At 61.0% G+C, this 18,347-nt stretch carries 20 protein-coding genes; 12 read left to right on the top strand and 8 right to left on the bottom strand.

Translation table 11 applies throughout. From position 1 onward, the window contains the following. The first annotated feature begins 119 nt into the window (after positions 1-119). From proS to ACPF9B_RS08525, 4 genes are all read left to right on the top strand, one after another. Entirely contained in the window at positions 120-1,460 is a 1,341-nt protein-coding gene (gene proS / locus ACPF9B_RS08540) for a proline--tRNA ligase (protein WP_007204303.1), read from the top strand. Between the two features lie 84 nt (positions 1,461-1,544). Beyond that, on the top strand, positions 1,545-1,751 hold the full coding sequence (locus ACPF9B_RS08535) for a hypothetical protein (RefSeq protein WP_040482745.1): 207 nt from the start codon (positions 1,545-1,547) through the stop codon (positions 1,749-1,751). A gap of 52 nt (positions 1,752-1,803) precedes the next feature. After that, entirely contained in the window at positions 1,804-3,060 is a 1,257-nt protein-coding gene (locus ACPF9B_RS08530; protein ID WP_424176723.1) for an ABC transporter permease, read from the top strand. Continuing rightward, entirely contained in the window at positions 3,053-3,733 is a 681-nt protein-coding gene (locus ACPF9B_RS08525) for an ABC transporter ATP-binding protein (RefSeq protein WP_424176721.1), read from the top strand. The genes ACPF9B_RS08530 and ACPF9B_RS08525 overlap by 8 nt, the downstream gene beginning before the upstream one ends. Here ACPF9B_RS08525 and ACPF9B_RS08520 read toward each other — a convergent pair. Then, entirely contained in the window at positions 3,730-4,164 is a 435-nt protein-coding gene (locus ACPF9B_RS08520) for a DMT family transporter (RefSeq protein WP_007204307.1), read from the bottom strand. The two genes, ACPF9B_RS08525 and ACPF9B_RS08520, sit on opposite strands and share 4 nt — an antisense overlap. A gap of 94 nt (positions 4,165-4,258) precedes the next feature. Between ACPF9B_RS08520 and ACPF9B_RS08515 the strand changes: the two genes are divergently transcribed. Then, on the top strand, positions 4,259-4,645 hold the full coding sequence (locus ACPF9B_RS08515; protein WP_007204308.1) for a c-type cytochrome: 387 nt from the start codon (positions 4,259-4,261) through the stop codon (positions 4,643-4,645). Between the two features lie 28 nt (positions 4,646-4,673). Here ACPF9B_RS08515 and ACPF9B_RS08510 read toward each other — a convergent pair whose 3' ends face one another. Next, positions 4,674-5,390, bottom strand: a complete 717-nt coding sequence (locus ACPF9B_RS08510; RefSeq protein ID WP_424176718.1) for a DUF1194 domain-containing protein — start codon at positions 5,388-5,390, stop codon at positions 4,674-4,676. Positions 5,391-5,477: 87 nt separating this feature from the next. Then, positions 5,478-7,436 (bottom strand): DNA topoisomerase IV subunit B, encoded by a 1,959-nt coding sequence (gene parE / locus ACPF9B_RS08505; RefSeq protein ID WP_007204310.1) that lies wholly within the window; start codon positions 7,434-7,436, stop codon positions 5,478-5,480. Positions 7,437-7,559: 123 nt separating this feature from the next. Here parE and ACPF9B_RS08500 point away from each other — a divergent pair, with 123 nt between their 5' ends. The 5 genes from ACPF9B_RS08500 to ACPF9B_RS08480 all read left to right on the top strand — a co-directional run bounded on the left by ACPF9B_RS08500 (position 7,560) and on the right by ACPF9B_RS08480 (position 12,203). Then, entirely contained in the window at positions 7,560-8,222 is a 663-nt protein-coding gene (locus tag ACPF9B_RS08500; RefSeq protein ID WP_424180389.1) for a dimethylsulfonioproprionate lyase family protein, read from the top strand. A gap of 32 nt (positions 8,223-8,254) precedes the next feature. Next, the gene (locus ACPF9B_RS08495; protein WP_007204312.1) at positions 8,255-9,139 is read left to right on the top strand and encodes an NAD-dependent epimerase/dehydratase family protein; all 885 of its coding nucleotides are present in this window, start codon (positions 8,255-8,257) and stop codon (positions 9,137-9,139) included. Between the two features lie 143 nt (positions 9,140-9,282). After that, positions 9,283-9,930, top strand: a complete 648-nt coding sequence (locus tag ACPF9B_RS08490; protein ID WP_424176715.1) for a DUF1007 family protein — start codon at positions 9,283-9,285, stop codon at positions 9,928-9,930. Beyond that, positions 9,912-10,796 (top strand): nickel/cobalt transporter, encoded by an 885-nt coding sequence (locus ACPF9B_RS08485; protein WP_424176713.1) that lies wholly within the window; start codon positions 9,912-9,914, stop codon positions 10,794-10,796. The genes ACPF9B_RS08490 and ACPF9B_RS08485 overlap by 19 nt, the downstream gene beginning before the upstream one ends. Positions 10,797-10,838: 42 nt before the next feature. Continuing rightward, positions 10,839-12,203, top strand: coding sequence for an MATE family efflux transporter (locus ACPF9B_RS08480; RefSeq protein WP_424176711.1), 1,365 nt, complete (start codon positions 10,839-10,841; stop codon positions 12,201-12,203). On the opposite strand, the gene ACPF9B_RS08475 is transcribed toward ACPF9B_RS08480, so the two are convergent. The 4 genes from ACPF9B_RS08475 to lgt form a co-directional block, all read right to left on the bottom strand. Beyond that, positions 12,200-12,964, bottom strand: coding sequence for a Hint domain-containing protein (locus tag ACPF9B_RS08475; protein ID WP_424176709.1), 765 nt, complete (start codon positions 12,962-12,964; stop codon positions 12,200-12,202). The two genes, ACPF9B_RS08480 and ACPF9B_RS08475, sit on opposite strands and share 4 nt — an antisense overlap. 407 nt (positions 12,965-13,371) lie before the next feature. Next, positions 13,372-14,127: a peptidoglycan editing factor PgeF gene (gene pgeF, locus ACPF9B_RS08470; RefSeq protein ID WP_424176707.1), complete on the bottom strand. Its 756-nt coding sequence runs from the start codon at positions 14,125-14,127 to the stop codon at positions 13,372-13,374. Further along, entirely contained in the window at positions 14,124-15,182 is a 1,059-nt protein-coding gene (locus tag ACPF9B_RS08465) for a class I SAM-dependent methyltransferase (RefSeq protein WP_424176705.1), read from the bottom strand. Before ACPF9B_RS08465 ends, pgeF begins: the two co-directional genes overlap by 4 nt. Then, entirely contained in the window at positions 15,179-16,060 is an 882-nt protein-coding gene (gene lgt, locus ACPF9B_RS08460) for a prolipoprotein diacylglyceryl transferase (protein ID WP_424176703.1), read from the bottom strand. Before lgt ends, ACPF9B_RS08465 begins: the two co-directional genes overlap by 4 nt. 102 nt (positions 16,061-16,162) lie before the next feature. On the opposite strand from lgt, the gene ACPF9B_RS08455 reads away from it, so the two are divergent. Then, complete coding sequence (locus ACPF9B_RS08455; protein WP_007204321.1) at positions 16,163-16,411, top strand: accessory factor UbiK family protein; 249 nt, start codon at positions 16,163-16,165, stop codon at positions 16,409-16,411. Positions 16,412-16,544: 133 nt separating this feature from the next. On the opposite strand, the gene ACPF9B_RS08450 is transcribed toward ACPF9B_RS08455, so the two are convergent. After that, on the bottom strand, positions 16,545-17,576 hold the full coding sequence (locus ACPF9B_RS08450) for a M42 family metallopeptidase (RefSeq protein WP_424176701.1): 1,032 nt from the start codon (positions 17,574-17,576) through the stop codon (positions 16,545-16,547). Between the two features lie 231 nt (positions 17,577-17,807). Between ACPF9B_RS08450 and ACPF9B_RS08445 the strand changes: the two genes are divergently transcribed. Further along, positions 17,808-18,311, top strand: coding sequence for a YbjN domain-containing protein (locus ACPF9B_RS08445; protein WP_007204323.1), 504 nt, complete (start codon positions 17,808-17,810; stop codon positions 18,309-18,311). Positions 18,312-18,347: the final 36 nt, after the last annotated feature.

The following is an 18,347-nucleotide window of genomic DNA, read 5'->3' as shown; positions in this document are numbered from 1 at the left end:
GGGCCTTGCTTGCAAGGGTCCGGCGCATTTTCGAAAGCTGACGATCACAATGCTTGCGGGGGCATGGTTGCGCGATTACACGTCGAAAAGCAATTTTCGCCTGTCACAAAGGTCACCCCATGCGCCTAAGCCGTTATTTCCTGCCCGTCCTGAAAGAAACCCCGCGCGAGGCGCAGATCGTGTCGCACCGCTATATGCTGCAGGCGGGGATGATCAAACAGGCCAGCGCGGGGATTTATTCCTGGCTGCCCTTGGGGTTCAAAGTGCTGCGTAAGATCGAAAATATCGTGCATCAGGAACAAGAACGCGCGGGCCATATCGCCATTCAAATGCCGACGATCCAATCGGCAGACCTGTGGCGCGAAAGCGGGCGCTATGACGCTTATGGCGAAGAAATGCTGCGCATCAAGGATCGCGGCGGGCGTGAAATGCTGTTCACCCCCACGGCTGAGGAACTGGTCACCGACATCTTCCGCGCCCATGTGACCAGCTACAAAGACCTGCCGCTGACCTTGTATCAGATCCAGTGGAAATTCCGTGACGAGGTCCGCCCGCGTTTCGGCGTCATGCGGGGCCGCGAATTCTATATGAAGGACGGCTATAATTTCGACCTGACCAAAGAAGACGCTTTGCACGCCTATAACCGTCATCTGGTCAGCTATCTGCGCACCTATGAACGCATGGGGTTGCAAGCGATCCCGATGCGCGCCGATTCTGGCCCGATTGGTGGCGATGATACGCATGAATTTCTGGTTCTGGCCGACACCGGCGAATCAGAGGTGTTCTATGACAGCCAGATCACTGACCTGAAATTCGGTGACCGCCAGATTGATTACAGCGATCATGCGGCCTGTGCTGCCGTGCTGGATGAATTCACCAGCCGCTATGCGCGCACCGATGAAACCCATGATGCGGCGCTGTTCAATCAGGTGCCAGAGGAACGCCGCCGCACCGCGCGCGGCATCGAGGTTGGCCAGATCTTCTATTTCGGGACCAAATATTCCGATGCGATGGGTGCGCTGGTCGATGATGGCAAGGGCGGCAAGGTGCCTGTGCATATGGGCAGCCACGGCATCGGCGTGTCGCGTCTTTTGGGCGCGATTATCGAGGCGAGCCACGACGACAAGGGCATTATCTGGCCCGAAGGCGTGACACCTTTCCATTGCGGGATCGTCAACCTCAAGCAAGGCGATGCAGAGGCTGACGCCGCTTGTCAGGCGCTCTATGACAGCCTCACTGCGTTGGGGCTGGAGCCACTTTATGACGACCGCGACGAACGGGCGGGCACGAAATTCGGCACGATGGACATGATCGGCCTGCCTTGGCGGATTACGGTCGGCCCACGCGGCCTCAAGAACGGTGTCGTCGAACTGACCAGCCGCCGCACGGGCGAAAGCGAGGAATTGCCGCCAGCGGATGCCATCGCGCGGATCGCTGCGATTTATCAGGGGATTGCCTAAGCCATACGCAGGTTGTTGGGGCGCTGGACCAGCCTGACGTGCATGCGTCCCTCGCCTGTTTGTTGAGTTCACAAGTAGTAGGTTATGATGGAAGCAATTTTAATGCTGATTTGGATCGCCTTGGCGATCTGGATCATCTGGAAAGTTTTCGTCATTGTGGGTGATATGGCGGAAAGGCGCGGACAAGATCGCTTTCTTTGGCAAGTCACTGCGGTGTTTATCAACCCGATTTCAGCAATGTTGCTATTGTGGATCTTTTGCCGGGTAAAGCCGGGATGGCACAACCGATAGGGGCATATCGACGGCACTGGTCACGCGCGCCGCAGACCGTTAGAACACCGCCATGACCACAACACGTCCCTTTGCCAAATTCGAATGGATGATCGCTTGGCGCTACATCCGCGCCAAACGCGCCGAGGGCGGCGTCAGCGTCATGACATGGATCAGCTTGATCGGCGTCACGCTGGCTGTCTTTGCCCTGATCGCCACGCTGGCTGTGCGGTCGGGCTTTCGCGCCGAATTCATCGACACGATTGTAGGGGCCGATGCCCATGTGACCGTCCTGCGCCCGCGCGAGGTGATCGCGGATTACGCCGATATGTCAGACCGGATCCTGGCCCTGCCGGGTGTGGCCAGTGTCGCGCCATTGGTGCGCGGGCAGGCGATGGCAGGGGCCTTCGGGCAGATCGCACTTGCCGATATCTATGGCATCCATCTGGATGATCTCAAAGCGTCAGAGGCTATCGTGGATAGCGAACGCACCATCGGCAATATCGACGATTTGCAGGGCGGGATCGCGCTTGGATCGGCCTTGGCGGCGAACCTTGGCCTTGGGCTAGGCGACCGGATCGAGATCACGACACGGTCAGGGGCGGCCACGCCGATGGGGCAATCGACGCGGCGCAATGCCTTTGACGTGGTCTATATTTTTTCAACCGGCCGCTACCAGATTGACGAAGTGCGCGCCTATCTGCCGTTTGATGTGGCGCAGACCATCTTTAACCGCGATGGCGTGGCGGATGAGCTGGACGTGCGGCTGGACGACATCAACAAATCCGAGGCACTGAAACAGGATATCGCCAATGCCGCTGGCCCCAATATCTGGGCCTATAGCTGGCAGGACCGTGTCGGCCGTTTCCTGCGCGCGTTGACGATTGAAGATAATGTGATGTTCATCATCTTGTCCATTCTGGTGCTGGTGGCGTCTATGAATATCATCAGCGGGTTGATCATGCTGGTGAAAAACAAGGGCCGCGATGTGGGCATCCTGCGCACCATGGGCCTGACCGAAGGGTCGATCCTGCGCATCTTTTTCATCTGCGGGGCGGGGATCGGGACCATCGGGACGGCGCTGGGCGTGATTTTGGGCTGTCTGTTCGCAATCTATATCGACCAGATTTTCAGCCTTGTGAACTATGTCGCCGGTGGCGGCGTCTGGGACCCGTCGATCCGGGGTATCTATAACGTGCCGGCCGAATTGCATGTGTCCGATGTGCTGAAGGCCGTGTCGCTGTCGCTGGGTCTGTCGTGGATCATCACGATCTTTCCCGCCCGCCGCGCCGCGCGGATGAATCCGGTCGAGGCACTGCGCTATGAATGACATCCTGTCGCTGCATGATTTGCACAAGACCTACAACGCGGGCAAACCTAACGAGGTGCGGGTGCTGCAAGGCGTTAACCTGACGGTTGCTGCCGGTGAAATCGTGGCCCTTGTCGCCCCGTCGGGTGCGGGCAAATCGACCTTGCTGCATATCGCGGGGCTGCTGGATACCCCCGACAGCGGCACGGTCAGTATCGCAGGCACCGATATGACGCGCCTGTCGGATCGCAAGCGTACCGGCGTGCGGCGCGGGCAGGTGGGGTTCATCTACCAGTTCCATCACTTGCTGCCGGAATTTTCGGCGCTGGAAAACATCGTGCTGCCGCAGCTGGCCAATGGTGTCACAGATCGGGCCGCCCATGCGCGCGCAATGGCCTTGCTGACCCGTGTCGGGATCGCAGAGCGTGCGGCGCACCGGCCTGCGGCCTTGTCAGGGGGCGAGCAGCAGCGCGTGGCCTTTTGCAGGGCTTTGGCCAATGAACCGGCGTTGTTGCTGGCGGATGAACCAACAGGCAATCTGGACCCCGACACATCGAACCGCGTGTTTGAAGCCCTGATCGGGCTGGTGCGTGACACCGGGCTGGCGGCGGTGATTGCGACGCATAACCTTGAGCTGGCCGCGCGCATGGACCGGCGGCTGCGGCTGGACGCGGGCGTTCTGGTCGCGCTTTAGACCTTTTGCGTCAGCAACACGCCCGCGGCCATCAGCGCGATACCTGCGGCGCGGGTGCCGGTCAGGGGCGTGACCTGTGCGGCAAACAGGCCGAAATGATCAATGGCCGCAGCCGAGATCAACTGCCCCAGCAAGACGAAGAACACCGCATTTCCAACCCCGATCACAGGCGCGATCCATGTGATCGACAGGATGTAAAAGGCAACCAGCGTGCCTGCAAGGAACAGGTATTTGGGCGCCGATGCCAGCCGTGTCGCCGCTTGTGGCTGGGTCAACAAGGCCGCGATCAGTGCTACGCTGAAGGCCACGACGAACAGGACCGTCGCCGCCATCGCCGGTGATCCGATCTGCCGGCCCAAACCCGCATTCAACGCCGCCAGCACCGGAATGCCAAGGCCCGCAACCAGCATGATCAGCGCATAATGGAACATGGCGGTCCTTTCGGGTGTTATGGCGGGAATTGATCTGGAGCATGGCTTGCCGCGCGTGACTTTGCTAGTCTGATAAAAATTATGGAGGCACATCATGCGGATAATCATTCTTGGGGCATTTCTGGCGCTTGCGGCTTGCGGTGACGAGCAACCGATCGACGGGCGCAGCGTCTATCTGGACAATTGCGCTGCCTGCCACGGTGCCGATGGGACCGGCAACGGACCGATGGCGCGCGATCTGGGCGTCACCGCCCCCGACCTGACGCAGATTTCGGCGCGCAATGGCGGCACCTTTCCGCGCGATGCGGTGATGAGCACCATCGACGGCTATCAGGCGGGCCAGCATCTGTCAGGTGCGATGCCCGAATTCGGCGCCGGTGATCTGGGCGATACGGTGATTGTGGAAAACGACGGGCTGGGCACGCCGGTGCCTTGGAAATTACTGGTGCTGACAGATTATCTGGAAAGCCTGCAACGGTGATTCGGGTGGCGGCGGGGTGAACCCCGCCCTACGGGATCTGTTGCAAAAGCGCTGTTGCTATGGCGGTGTTCGGAACCGTGCCCGCAATCTCGAGGATCAGCTTGCGCCGGATGGCATCGGTGAAGGCGGGGCCGTCCATCGCGGGCATGACAAAGGCGTTCGGGCCGCCGATGATGTTTTGTTTGTATAAATTGACCAGCCCGCTGTTGCTGCGGAAATCGTTGTTGCGCAGGATTGGCAGCGCGTTGATCGTGATGCCCGCCGCCACGACCCTGTCGCGTGATGTTGTGATCGCGGGGCCAAGGGTATTGGCCATTGTATCACCGGAAAAATCGATCACGCGGCGCAGGCCGGTGATGTCGTTGCCTTCGATCTGGTCCATCCCGTAAAGCAGCGCCGCCCCGATGGCATTGCTGCCGCTGGCCTGCCGTGGCGGGCCGATCAGGGCGTCGGCAAAGGCGGTGGCGCTGTCCATATCCGCGATGATGGTCCAGTCCACCACCGTCGCCTGATTGCTGGCCCATTCGACGTAAGTGACCGCGATGGACCCATAAAGCGTGTTCTGGATCGCCTTGACGACCGCAGGATCGGTGATCGCGGTGGCATAGGATTGGCGCTGAAACAGCAGTTCATCCGCGTCGATCGACCCCGACGCATCGGCGAGCAGGACCAGTTCAAGGTCCGTCTCGATCTGCTGGGCCAAGGCGGGCGAGGCGAGGAACAGGGCAAGGATCAGGTGGCGCATATTTGGGATGATAGGGCGCGGATGACGTTAGGGAAAGGGGTAGGATGCGCAGCTTACGGGCGCGCGCATTCTGCGCACCGCCCCACATCAAACATCCAGCTCCTCCACGAACCGCGCGTTTTCCTGGATATACTGGAACCGCAGTTCCGGTTTCTTCCCCATGAGCCGCTCGACCAGATCGGCGGTGTCGCCGGGGACATCGTCATGCACCGTCACGCGGATCAGTTTGCGGGTGGCGGGGTCCATCGTGGTTTCCTTGAGGTCTTTGGCGTCCATCTCGCCCAGACCCTTGAAGCGTTGTACGTCGATTTTGCCTTTGCCGCCAAGGCCCTTGGCCATCATCTTTTCCTTTTCGGCGTCATCCGCCACATAGACGCGCCGCGCGCCTTGGGTCAGCCGATAGAGCGGCGGGCAGGCCAGATACAGATGCCCGTGGTCGATCAGCGGGCGCATCTGGGTGAAAAAGAACGTCATCAGCAGGCTGGCGATATGCGCGCCGTCCACATCGGCATCGGTCATGATGATGATCTTTTCATAGCGCAAATCATCAACGTTGAACTTGGTGCCCATGCCGACGCCCAAAGCCTCGCACAGGTCGTTGATTTCCTGATTGGTCGTCAGCTTGTTCGACGCCGCCCCCAGCACGTTCAGGATCTTGCCTTTGAGCGGCAACAGCGCCTGATTGACGCGGTTGCGCGCGCCCTTGCCGGACCCGCCCGCCGAATCCCCTTCGACGATGAACAGCTCGGTCCCCTTGCGGTCCTTGGACGTGCAATCGGTCAGCTTGCCGGGCAGGCGCAGTTTCTTGGTCGCGGATTTACGGGCGGTTTCCTTTTCCTGACGCCGCTTGAGCCGTTCCTCCGCCCGCAGGACCAGGAAATCAAGGATTGCGCCCGCGGATTTGGTATCTGCTGCCAGCCAATTGTCGAAATGGTCGCGCACAGCGCCTTCGGTCATGCGGGCTGCGATTTCCGACGACAGCCGGTCCTTGGTCTGGCCGACGAAGGCCGGTTCGCGGATAAAACAGGACACCAGCGCACAGCCGCCCGACATCAGATCCTCGCGCGTGATCAGCGCGGCCTTTTTGTTGTTGGCGAGTTCGCCATAGCCTTTGATGCCCTTCAGGATCGCGTTCCAAAAGCCCGCGACATGGGTGCCGCCTTCGGGGGTGGGCACTGTGTTGCAATAGGACTGGATGAAGCCGTCGCGCACGGGCGTCCAGTTGATCGCCCATTCTACCTTGCCCGGCTCGTTGAACTTGTCGGCAAAATCGACGCTGCCCGCGAATGGCTTGTCGGCATAGGTCGCGGATTTGCCCAAGGTTTCTTTAAGGTAATCGGCCAGACCGCCGGGGAAATGGAACGTCGCCTCAAGCGGGGTTTCGCCGTCATTAATTTCGGTTTTCCAGCGGATTTCGACACCGGAAAACAGATAAGCCTTCGACTGGATCGATTTATAGAGCCGCGCAGGCTTGAACTTTTGCGACCCGAAAATCTGTTCATCCGCATGGAATGTGACCGTCGTGCCGCGCCTGTTTTGGGTTGGTCCCAGTTTCTGGATCGGCCCCAAGGGCAGGCCGCGTGAAAACCGCTGTTCGAACAATTCCTTGTTGCGCGCAACTTGCACCACCATCGAATCCGACAATGCGTTGACCACGGATGCACCGACCCCGTGCAAACCGCCCGATGTCTGGTACGCCTTGCCCGAAAACTTGCCGCCTGCGTGCAGGGTGCACAGGATCACCTCTAGCGCGGATTTGTCGGGGAATTTGGGGTGCGGATCGACGGGGATACCGCGCCCGTTGTCGCGGATGGTGACGGAATGATCGGCGTGCAATTCCACCTCGATCCGGTTGGCATGGCCTGCGACAGCCTCGTCCATCGAGTTATCAAGAACTTCAGCCACCAGATGATGCAAGGCGCGTTCATCGGTGCCGCCAATGTACATGCCGGGGCGTTTGCGGACAGGCTCCAACCCTTCCAGCACCTCGATGCTGGAGGCGTTGTAATCATCGGGTCCTGTCGTGGACAAAAGGTCGTCGGCCATTGGCTGCTCTTTTCTTGTGGTTTGCACCTTTATGGCAGAGGGGGGGCGTCCATGAAAGACCCCGCAGATGGGGTTTGTCTTGCCCTTGGCGCTGTGGCAGGTTTCGCGCAAACGGGGGGCACGATGACGGACAATCTGACGACGATCAAGGCATTGCCTGACTGGCGCTATTTGCTGGCAGAATTCTATGAGCTGTACCGCGCGATCCCGGCGGGCGGCAGTGACCGCATCCGCAGCCATCAACGTCAGGTGCGCGAGACGATCAACCGCGTGATCAAGGCGCATGCGCCCGTCCAATTGCAGCCTGCCGCGCAGAAACCTGTCACTGCGCATCTGCGTCGCGCGCTGGATCAAGGGCGGTCGGGGATCATGGCATCGACCATCCGTGCGCTGGATACGCTGCGCACCGATCTGTCATGGCAATATGGGTACGAAAAGGTGCCGTCGGCACTGGCCGATTCCTATGCCTATGCCGAGATTGCGGGGCCGAACGGGCCGGTCGTCACGTCAGAGATTATTCTGGGCGTGGTCTTGTTCGCCCCGTCCTGCACCTATCCCGCCCATGCGCATCAAGGGATCACTGAAAGCTATGTTTGCTTGTCGGGTGCCGTGTCCGAGAATCACCAAGGCGTTTATGTGCCGGGGTCGATGATCTTTAACCCGCCCGACCATTTGCACCGGATCACTGTCGGTGACCGCGAACCGGCATTGCTGGCTTATGCATGGCTGGGCAAACCGGCTGATCTGGCAGGACAAAAGATGGTGTTCTCCCGCCCGCGCAAATAAGGTGACGCAAACATCGGGCGAAAGGAACGACCATGCGCATTTTCTTTACTGGCGGCAGCGGCAAGGCGGGCAAACATGCGATCGCTTATCTGCAGGCGCAGGGGCATATCGTCGTGAATATCGACCTTGTACCCTCCGGTCTGGACGTGTCCGAATTGCTGGTGGACCTGACCGATGCGGGGCAGGTGATCGGTGCCATGTCGCAATACACTGATTTCCACGAGCTTGATACAGGCACCGGCGTGCCGCGTTTCGATGCTGTCGTACATTTCGCCGCGGTGCCGCGCGTGATGATCGGCACCGATGCCGAATGTTTCCGGATCAACACCCAATCCACCTATAATGTGATCGAGGCTGCGGTGAAACTGGGCGTGCCCAAGGTGATCTTTGCCAGTTCCGAAACCACCTATGGCGTCTGTTTTGCCCATGGCGAGGTCAAGCCGGATTATGTGCCGGTGGATGAAGATCACCCCACCGTGCCGCATGACAGCTATGCGATGTCCAAGGTCTGCAACGAGGCAACGGCGCGCAGCTTTCAGGTGCGCACGGGCATAGATATTTACGGTTTGCGCATCAATAACGTCATTGAACCACATGAATACGCAACAAACTTTCCTGCTTTCATCGCCGATCCCGCCGCCCGCCGCCGCAATATATTCGCCTATATCGACGCGCGCGATCTGGGCCAGATGGTTGATTGCTGCCTGAAAACCGACGGGCTGGGCTATCAGGTGTTCAACGTGTCCAATGACGACCTCAGCGTCGGCATCACCGCGCGTCAGGTGATCGCGCGGTTTTACCAAGGGGTCGAACAGCGCGGCACTTTGTCGGAAAACGAAACAATGTATAGCAATGCCAAAGCCAAGCGCATGGTCGGTTTCGCCCCGCAGCATTCCTGGCGCGATGTTCTGGGCTGACCGCTTGCCCAGACCTGCCTGAGGCCTGCGGTGCCGTGATCGCGCATGACGGGGGCTGGCCATCAGGGCCGGATCACGCCCAAGTGTCACCCGCTGCACGACAGCGCGATTGCGACACGCGCCGCCCTGCGGTAGCTAGGGGCATGTTGCGCAATTTGTCTGTGTTCCCGCTTTTGTTGCCTGCACCCGCGCTGGCCCATCCGCATGTGTTTGTGCAGGTGGAAATGGCCGTGGTGTTTGATGCGCAAGGTGGCGTTGGCGTGCGGCTGGACTGGGTCTATGATGCCTATTTTTCGATGCTGGTCACCGCCGATCTGGGCATCGACATGGACGGTGATCTGCAACTGATGCCCGAGGAACAGGCGCTGCTGGACACGCAGATCGCCGCATGGCCTGCTGATTTCGATGGCGATCTAGAGGTCGTGCAGGGCGATACGATCCTGCCATTGGCCCCCAAACGCGATCATACGATGGTTTACGCGGACGGGATCATGCGCGAAACCCATCTGCGCCCCTTGGCACAGGTTGCCGACCGCAGCGCACCGCTGACGATCCTGCCCTATGATCCGACCTATTACGTCGCCTATTCGCTGGCCGGTCCGGTCACTGTCGAAGGCCGCGACGATTGCACGGTCGATATTATCCCCGCCAATCTGGACGCCGCCTATTCGCTGGTTGACGAATTGCTCTATGGCCGCCCGGCCAGCGACGTCGGCCCCGATGAAGATTTTCCCGAAGTTGGCCGGTCCTTTGCCGATAGCGTGGTCGTGACATGCGCCGGTTTGCTGTAATCCTGCTGGCCGTGATCGGGGCGGGCGCAGTTTGGCTTTGGGGCTTTGGCGGGGCCGAGCAGATCATGCGGCAGGCCGCGGCCAGCCAGATGCAGGTCCAAAATGCGATGGCGGGCGCCTTGCGTGCGCTGCAACAGGGTGACTTGGCGGCGGTGCTGACGCTGTGGGGGCTGTGTTTTGCTTACGGGTTTGTCCATGCCGCAGGGCCGGGACATGGCAAGCTGGTGATCGGCGGTTACGGGCTTGGCGCGCGGGTGCCTGTGGGGCGGCTGGCGGGGCTGGCGCTGGCCTCGTCGCTGGCGCAGGCGGCGACAGCTGTTGTGCTGGTTTACGGCGCTGTCTGGGCGCTGGGCTGGGGGCGCGCGCAGATGACGGGGCTGGCCGATGATGTGCTGGAACCTGTCAGCTATGCGCTGATCGCGGGGGTCGGGTTATGGCTGGTGCTGCGCGGCGCGCGCCATCTGCGCGCCCTGCGCAGGCCCGTCCAAGCGCCTGATGACATCTGCGCCAGTTGTGGGCACGCCCATGGCCCCAGCGTGGAACAAGCCGCCGAGGTCCGGTCGTGGCGCGATGCCGCCGCCATTATCGCGGCTATCGCAGTGCGCCCCTGCACGGGGGCGGTGTTCTTGCTGATCCTGACATGGCGGTTCGGGCTGGATTGGGCGGGGATTATCGGGGCCTTCGTGATGGGGCTGGGTACGGCCAGTATCACGGTTCTGGTGGCCTTTGCCGCCGTTGGTTTTCGCGAAACTGCGCTGCAACTGGTCAGCAACCGTGGCACCGCGCGCATGATGGCCAGCGCCGAGATCGCCGCAGGCGCGCTGGTCATGCTGCTCGCCTTGCAGTTGGTGCAGCGCAGCATCTGATTGCGCTTTACGACCCATAGCTTCGCGCCTAATGCTGGCGCAATGCAACAGATCGCCACCACATATCCCGAACATGCGCGCGCGATCTGGAAGCTGGGCATACCCCTGATCCTGAGCAATATGGCGCAATTCGCGATCCATATGACCGATACGCTGATGCTGGGCTGGTATGATGTCACCGCATTGGCAGCAGCGACGATTGCGACATCGTTGTTTTTCGTCGTGTTCATCGTAGGGGCCGGTTTCGCGCAGGCGATCACGCCCTTGGTGGCGGCGGCGAATGAACAGAATGACCAGGTGCAGGTCCGGCGCGTCACGCGCATGGGGCTATGGCTGTCGATCCTCTATGGTGTGATCGTCATGCTGCCCTTTTTCTGGGCCGAGGATATTCTGATCGCCATCGGCCAAGCGCCCATCGTCGCGGCCGAGGCGCATCTGTACCTGCAGATCGTCATCTGGGGGATGATTCCGACATTGCTGGTGATGGCGCTGAAATCCTTTCTGGTGGCGCTCGAACATACCGCGTTCATCCTGTGGGCTACGGTCGGGACGGCGGTGCTGAACGGGCTGGTGAATTACGCGCTGATCTTTGGCAATTGGGGCGCGCCGGAACTGGGCATCGAAGGGGCGGCCATCGCCTCGGTCATGGTCAATCTGCTGAGTGTGGCGCTGCTGGTCGGCTATATCCGGCGCAAGTTGCCGCGCTACGAATTGTTCCGCAATTTCCACCGCCCTGACAGCGAAATCATGCGCCGCGTGTACCTGTTGGGCTGGCCCATCGGGCTGACATCTTTGGCCGAAGGCGGGTTGTTCAGCGCCTCGGCGATCATGATGGGCTGGATCGGGCCGATTGAACTGGCCGCCCATGGCATCGCGATCCAGTTGGCCAGCCTGACCTTCATGGTGCATATCGGTTTTTCGCAGGCGGCAACGGTGCGCGCGGGCCGCGCACTGGGCCGGCGCGACGAACAAGGGCTGCGGCGCGGCGGGATCACGGCCATCGGGCTGTCGGCCATTTATGCGGCGGTGACCTCGGCGATTTTTCTGCTGATCCCCGGCCTGTTGGTATCCGTATTCATCGACCCCGCAGAACCGGACCGGCTGCGCCTGATCGAGATTGGTGTCCTGCTGGTGATGATCGCGGGGTTGTTCCAGCTGGTCGACGGGTTGCAGGTCGTCGTGCTGGGCCTGTTGCGCGGGGTGCAGGATACCACGGTGCCGATGGTGATGGCGGCGTTCAGCTATTGGGGCGTCGGTTTGCCGGCCAGCTATCTGTTGGCATTTCACTGGGGCTTGGGTGGGGTCGGCATCTGGCTGGGGCTGGTGCTGGGGTTGTTGGTGGCGGCGATGCTGCTGATGTCGCGGTTCTGGGGGCGGTCGGTGCGGATCACCCCAGCGCAAGGCTAGGCGCGCATTTCCAGATCGCGCAGCCGCAACCGCGGGTGGCGGAATAGCCCGATGTCATCTAGCCTGCGCAGATGCGGAAACAGGGCCAGATACTGGGCCAGCACCGGGCCGCGCAGGCCAAGGCTGAAGGCCGTGCCGGGATGCAGGCTTTCCACGCCGATCCCGTTGACCATCAGCGTTTCATGCGCGGCAAATCCCAGCTGATAGACATCGACCGGTGCCGCAGGGCGCAAGGCGATGAACTGGTTGCCGTCCACGAAATCATGGGCTGGAATATAGGCCGCCGTCTTGCCTGTCAGTTTCGCTACATTGCTGGTCGCGTGGTATAGCCGTGCTGCAGGCCCTAAAACAAGATCCTGCAAGGGCCGCCCGATCCCCAGCGCATCGGCGGTGATCCGCGTCAGGCCATGCCGCACTGACCCCGCATCGGAGGGTGTGATCGTCATCATGCCGCGCCACAACAGCGGCGCAAAGCTGCCGTCGATCAACCGCAGGCTATCGCCCGGCAGCAGGTCCTCGACCGCGACGGGGCCGTGACGTGTTTGCAGGATCGTACCGCGCCCCAAAGCCCCAAAGGCATCCTCGAAGGCGGGGATGGCAGGGGCCATGATGCTTGTCTCGATGATGTGGACGCCAGCAAGACAGGTGATGGTGTATTTGCGGTTAAGTCGGCTGCGGCCAGCCTCGCTTTCGGGGCGCAATGTTGCGTCGGCATGGTGCAGGGCCGGATGGGCCGGGGCGGCATTCGAACGGCTGGGCATGCGGACCCCTTGGTGAATTCATCAAACCGCAGGCAACGTCGCCTGCGACCGCGTTTGTGATCAGCACGGTAAATGCATCTGGCGGAACGGATGCTGCTATGTGCCGCTTTATGCCAGAGGCGCGGAGCGCGTGGCCATCGTGTGCGCCTCAGGCGATCTGTGCCAAATATTTTTCATGGCGATACCTCTTTTTCAGGCCATTACATGGGCCTTGTCAGGCCAGTATGCGCAATCAAGCTGGCAGGACTTTGGCGCAAACATGCAGCGGTGCGATAAAATAAGTCCCGCAGGTGTGACGGATAACGCCCTGAAATCAGGAATATTTCTGTCGGATGTTGTTGTGGCCGCCGGATGGTCGGGTGACTTTGCCATGCCGCCGTCCACCTGTCGCCGCATTGCTGCCCCGATTACAGCCGGATCGCCGCGATCAAGCGGCCATAATCGGCCTCTTGCAGATGCACGCTGCGCCGGTAGCTGAAAAAGCGCAACGGATCGGCATAGGTACAATGCCGCGTCCAATGCGCCTGACCGATGCCGCAAGCGCGCAAGCGCATCAGCCCGAACCCCGGCAGATCGAACTGGAACCGCCCCTGCGCACCGGCTGCAAAGAACCTTTCATAGCCCGGATCGGCGGCGACGAAACGGTCACGAAAATCGCCACCCACCTCGTAATTGCGCTGGCTGATTGCGGGGCCGATCACTGCCGTGATATTGTGCCGCGCGGCACCCAGCTGTTCCATCGCATGCACGGTCTGTTCCAGAACGCCGGCCAGCGCGCCTTTCCAGCCTGCATGGGCGGCACCGATCACACCTGCCTGTGCGTCGCAGAACAGCACGGGCTGGCAATCAGCGGTCAGCACCGACAGCGCGATCCCCTTGGTGCGCGTGACCAGCGCATCGGCCTTTTGTACCAGCGGGCCTGCGGTGGTGACGGTCACAACATCGGCGGAATGCACCTGATGCACGCCGACCAGCCTGTCGGCGGTCAGATCGAGCGCGCCTGCCACGCGGTCACGGTTGATCGCCACGATATCGGATTGGTCCGAGCTGCCGAAACCGCAATTCAGCCCAGAGAAAACGCCAGACGATGCACCACCCTTACGGGTAAAAAATCCGTGGCGGGTGGCGCCAAGTGCCGTGTCGGTGATGATTTCAAGCGTCATGGGTCCAGTCCGGGTGGGGGCATGGCAGTCGCAGGGTATAGCGCCATCACTTTGAACAGGTCACCCATTTCCGCAGGGTGGGTCAAGCGCCGATGTGCTGCAACATGCGCATCCAGCGCCTCTCCCGTCAACCCTGAGGCGAGTTTAAGCGCACGCGCCGTGATGCCCAGCCGTTCCAGAAACACGCCCTGCGGCGTCAGGCGGCTGTGGCGCGCAGGTGCTGCATGGGCGGCGATGGCCGCGAAATCGACATGCGCGGTCAGATCAGCCGCGCCCGGTGCTGCCAACGGGTCTGTGGGTGCATGACCCGCCAGCGCCTGAAACGTGTCCCCCAGCGATTGCCAATCGCCATAATCAATGACCAGCGCAGCACCGCCATTTGTGGTGATCCGGCCTGCGATCGCCGCAACAATGCCGGGCAGGGCAGGGCAATGTTCCACCAGATCACCGTCCTGGGTATCGTCCAGACGCGGCGTCAGCACCGCCAAAGCTGCGGCATCCGACAGCCCAAAGCATAATGTGCCGTCCTGCGCGCCGACCATCCTTTCGCGCCAACCTGCGCCCGCGCGCACGAATTGCCGGATCGGCAAGGCATCAAAGAATTCATTGGCAACCAACAGCAAGGGCGCATCGGGCAGCGTGTCGATCCGGTCATGCCATGTGGCTTGGGGCACGCGCTCTGCCTGCAAGGCGCGCAGATGCGGCGATGTTTCCACGAAATGCACCGTCACCGCGGCATGAAATCCCGGCACAGCGGCTGTGGCGCGCAGGATATCGGCCATCAGGGTGCCGCGGCCGGGGCCCAGTTCGGCCAGCGTTACCGGATCAGGTGCGCCTTGGTCCAGCCAAGCCTGCGCCAGCGACAGCCCGATCAATTCGCCGAACATCTGGCTGATCTCGGGGGCGGTGATGAAATCGCCCGCCGCGCCAAACGGGTCGCGCGTGGCGTAATAGCCGTGGGCCGGATGCATCAGCGCATCGGTCATAAAGCTGGCAATGCTGATCGGGCCGTCGCGCGCGATCCGGGTCAGCAGCAGATCGGCCAATGTGGTCATCTGCGGCGCAGGGTCGCCAGTATGACGACAAGTCCGATCACAATCATCGGCAGCGTCAGAACCTGCCCCATGGTCAGACCGTAATCGCCAAATTGCACAGCCCAGCCCAACGGATTACCAAGGCTGACGAATTGCGCATCAGGCTGGCGGACAAATTCGACGATGAAGCGCGACATCCCGTAGCCTGCAAAAAAGAGACCCGACAACAGCCAGGGTTTTTTCAGCCCGCCGAACCGGAACGCCAGCAGCAACAAGACAGCGCCCAGCACCAACCCTTCAAGCCCCGCCTCATAAAGCTGTGACGGGTGGCGCACGCAGGGCGCTGTTGCCGTGGCACAGGATTGCGCGGCATCGCCGGGAAAGATCACGCCCCAAGGCACATCCGTCGGGCGACCCCAGAGTTCGGCGTTGATGAAATTGGCGATCCGCACCAGCAAGATGGCAGGGGTCGCTGCCACCGCGATGATATCGGCCAGATCGGGCAGCGGCACGCTCTGGCGGCGGCTGAACAGCCAGACCGCAATCACAACACCGGCAAAGCCGCCGTGAAACGACAGCCCGCCTTCCCAGATACGGATGATGCTGACTGGATCGGCAAGAAACGCGGCAGGTTGATATAAAAACACATAGCCCAGCCGCCCGCCGCCGATCACGCCCAGCACGATATAGGTCAAAAGATCTTCGAGCCGCGCGGGGTCCATCGGCGCGCCGTTCCGCCACAGATGCGGGCGGCGCAACGCGGCTTTGATCAGCATCCAGCCCAGCGCGATGCCGACGATATAGCCCATCGCATACCAGCGCAGGGCCAGCGTCATGCCGAACAGGTCGATGCTGAAAATCTCGGGCGAGATATCGGGAAAGGGGATTGCTGCGAACATGCCGCAGTCGTGATGCGTGGTTACGGCGATGTCAAGCGGGCGGGCGGCTTGTCTGCGCCGCGGCTTGGCCCCATATAGGGTTCAACAGGATTGGAGAGCGCCATGCAGAACCGTAACAAGATTTTCGACGATCTGAGCCAATTGATGACCAATGCCATGGGCGTTGCCCAAGGTGCGCGGGACGAGGCGCAGACGGCGATGAAATCCATGATGGACCGCTGGTTGGCCGACCGCGATTTCGTGACCCGCGAAGAATTTGACGCCGTGCGCGCCATGGCCCAGAAAGCCCGCGAAGAGAACGAGGCTTTGTCCGCGCGGATCGCCGCATTGGAAGCCAAAAAGACAAAGTGACCTGCGGCACTGCGCAAGGCCAAGCCTGGCTTTCGCCTTGTCTTTTAGGGTCTATGCGTCGCGCGCTGTGATTGACGCTCTGTGCTGGCCGTGGCGCAGGCGGGGCATGGCGCATCCCCCGCCGCATAGTCGGTTAAAATTCGGACAGATAGGCGACAAGAATATCCAGCGCCGCCTGCAGATCGCCCTTGTCGATCATTTCGGTCACGGTGTGGATATAGCGGGTGCCAACCACAATCCCGACCGCGCGCGCGCCTGCGGCGGCCTGCTGGGCTGCCGCCCCGTCTTGGCCGCCAGCGGCCAGCATGGTCCGCTGATAGGGGATCTTTTTGCGGATCGCCAAAGCCTCGATCTGTGCGACCAACGCCTTGTCAGCGATGAACGACGAATCGCGCACATGCAGCCCGAATCCCGCGCCCTGTGTGGTGGTGGTGTCCTTTTCGGGGATGCCGGGGGTGTCGCAGGCCAGCGTCACATCAATGCCCAGCCCGATATCGGGCTTGATCGCATAGGCGGCGGTGCGCGCACCGCGCAATCCGACCTCTTCCTGACAGGTAAAGGCAACGTGGATTTCCGCGCCGCGCCCTTTTTTTGCCAAGGCGCGGATTGCCTCGATCCCCAGCCAGCAGGCGATGCGGTTGTCCAGCGCCTTGGACACGACCTTGTTGCCCATCTCGATGAAAGGTTCGTCCATCACCACGAAATCGCCGATCTTGACCTTGTCGCAGGCGGCCTTGCCCATCCCCAGATCGACAAAGAATTCGGTGACTTCGGGCACCTTTTTGCGGTCTTCGGCGGATGAGATGTGAATCGGCTTGCCGCCGGGGTTCATCACGCCTTTGAAATCGCCCTGATCGGTGCAAACCAGCACGCGGCGTGAAAACAGGTTGCGCGGATCGAACCCGCCAACCGGTTGCAGATACAAGAACCCATCCTTGCTGATATGGCTGACCAAAAAGCCGATTTCATCCATATGGCACAGCAGCATGATGCGCGGCGCGTCTTTTTTCTTGGCATCGCGGCGGCAGAGCAATGACCCCATCGGGTCGGTTGTCACCGCGTCGAACATGCCCTTGATCTCGGATGTGATCAGATCGCGTACGCGGTGTTCATGGCCCGGCACGCCGGGTGTTTCGCAAAGTCGTTTCAGCAGGTCGAGATTCATGCGGCAGGCTCCTTTGATGATTGCAATCTGGGCGGTATGGCGCTGCTTGGCAATCGTGCTGCGTGAAATATTCGTGACGGCAGGGTTATCCCCAAGAAACTGCTTTACAGGTGGCCAATCCTGCCACACGATATGTTGTAGGGGTTAAACGAGAACACTACCGCCCCTAGAGCAGGCAGCTAGCGCTAGGGCATCTGACGTCCCCCGCGCCAACACAGTGAGGCCAAGCACATGGCATTGTCCGAACATTACTTTGAAGCCGATGATCTGCACCCGATCGATCTGGTTGAACATATCGCTGAAACCCATGACTGGGAATTCGACCGTATCCATGACGACCAGATCGCAATGGCCGTCGAAGGCCAGTGGCGCACCTATTCGATCACCTTGGCCTGGTCGGCCTATGATGAAACCCTACGTCTGATCTGCACCTTCGAGATGGACCCCCCCGCCGCGCGCAAACCCGCCCTTTACGAGGCGCTGAACGCGATCAACGACCGGCTGTGGGCGGGGTCGCTGACATGGTGGGACGAACAGAACCTGATGGTGTACCGCTACGGGCTGGTGCTGGCGGGCGATCAGGTCGCAGGCCCCGACCAGATCGACACGATGATCGGTGCAGCGGTCAATGCTTGCGAGCAATATTACCCCGCGATCCAGCTGGTGACATGGGCCGAACAGACCCCCAAACAGGCGCTGGAAATAGCGATCGCCGGCGCCTACGGGCGCGCTTGAAAATTTCGCCAAGGTGGGTTTTCCTTCGCCTTGGCG

The organism is Yoonia sp. TsM2_T14_4, from assembly GCF_049602355.1.
In the GTDB taxonomy this organism is placed as follows: Bacteria; Pseudomonadota; Alphaproteobacteria; order Rhodobacterales; family Rhodobacteraceae; genus Yoonia; species Yoonia vestfoldensis_A.
This window is presented reverse-complemented; position numbering and strand designations above follow the sequence as displayed.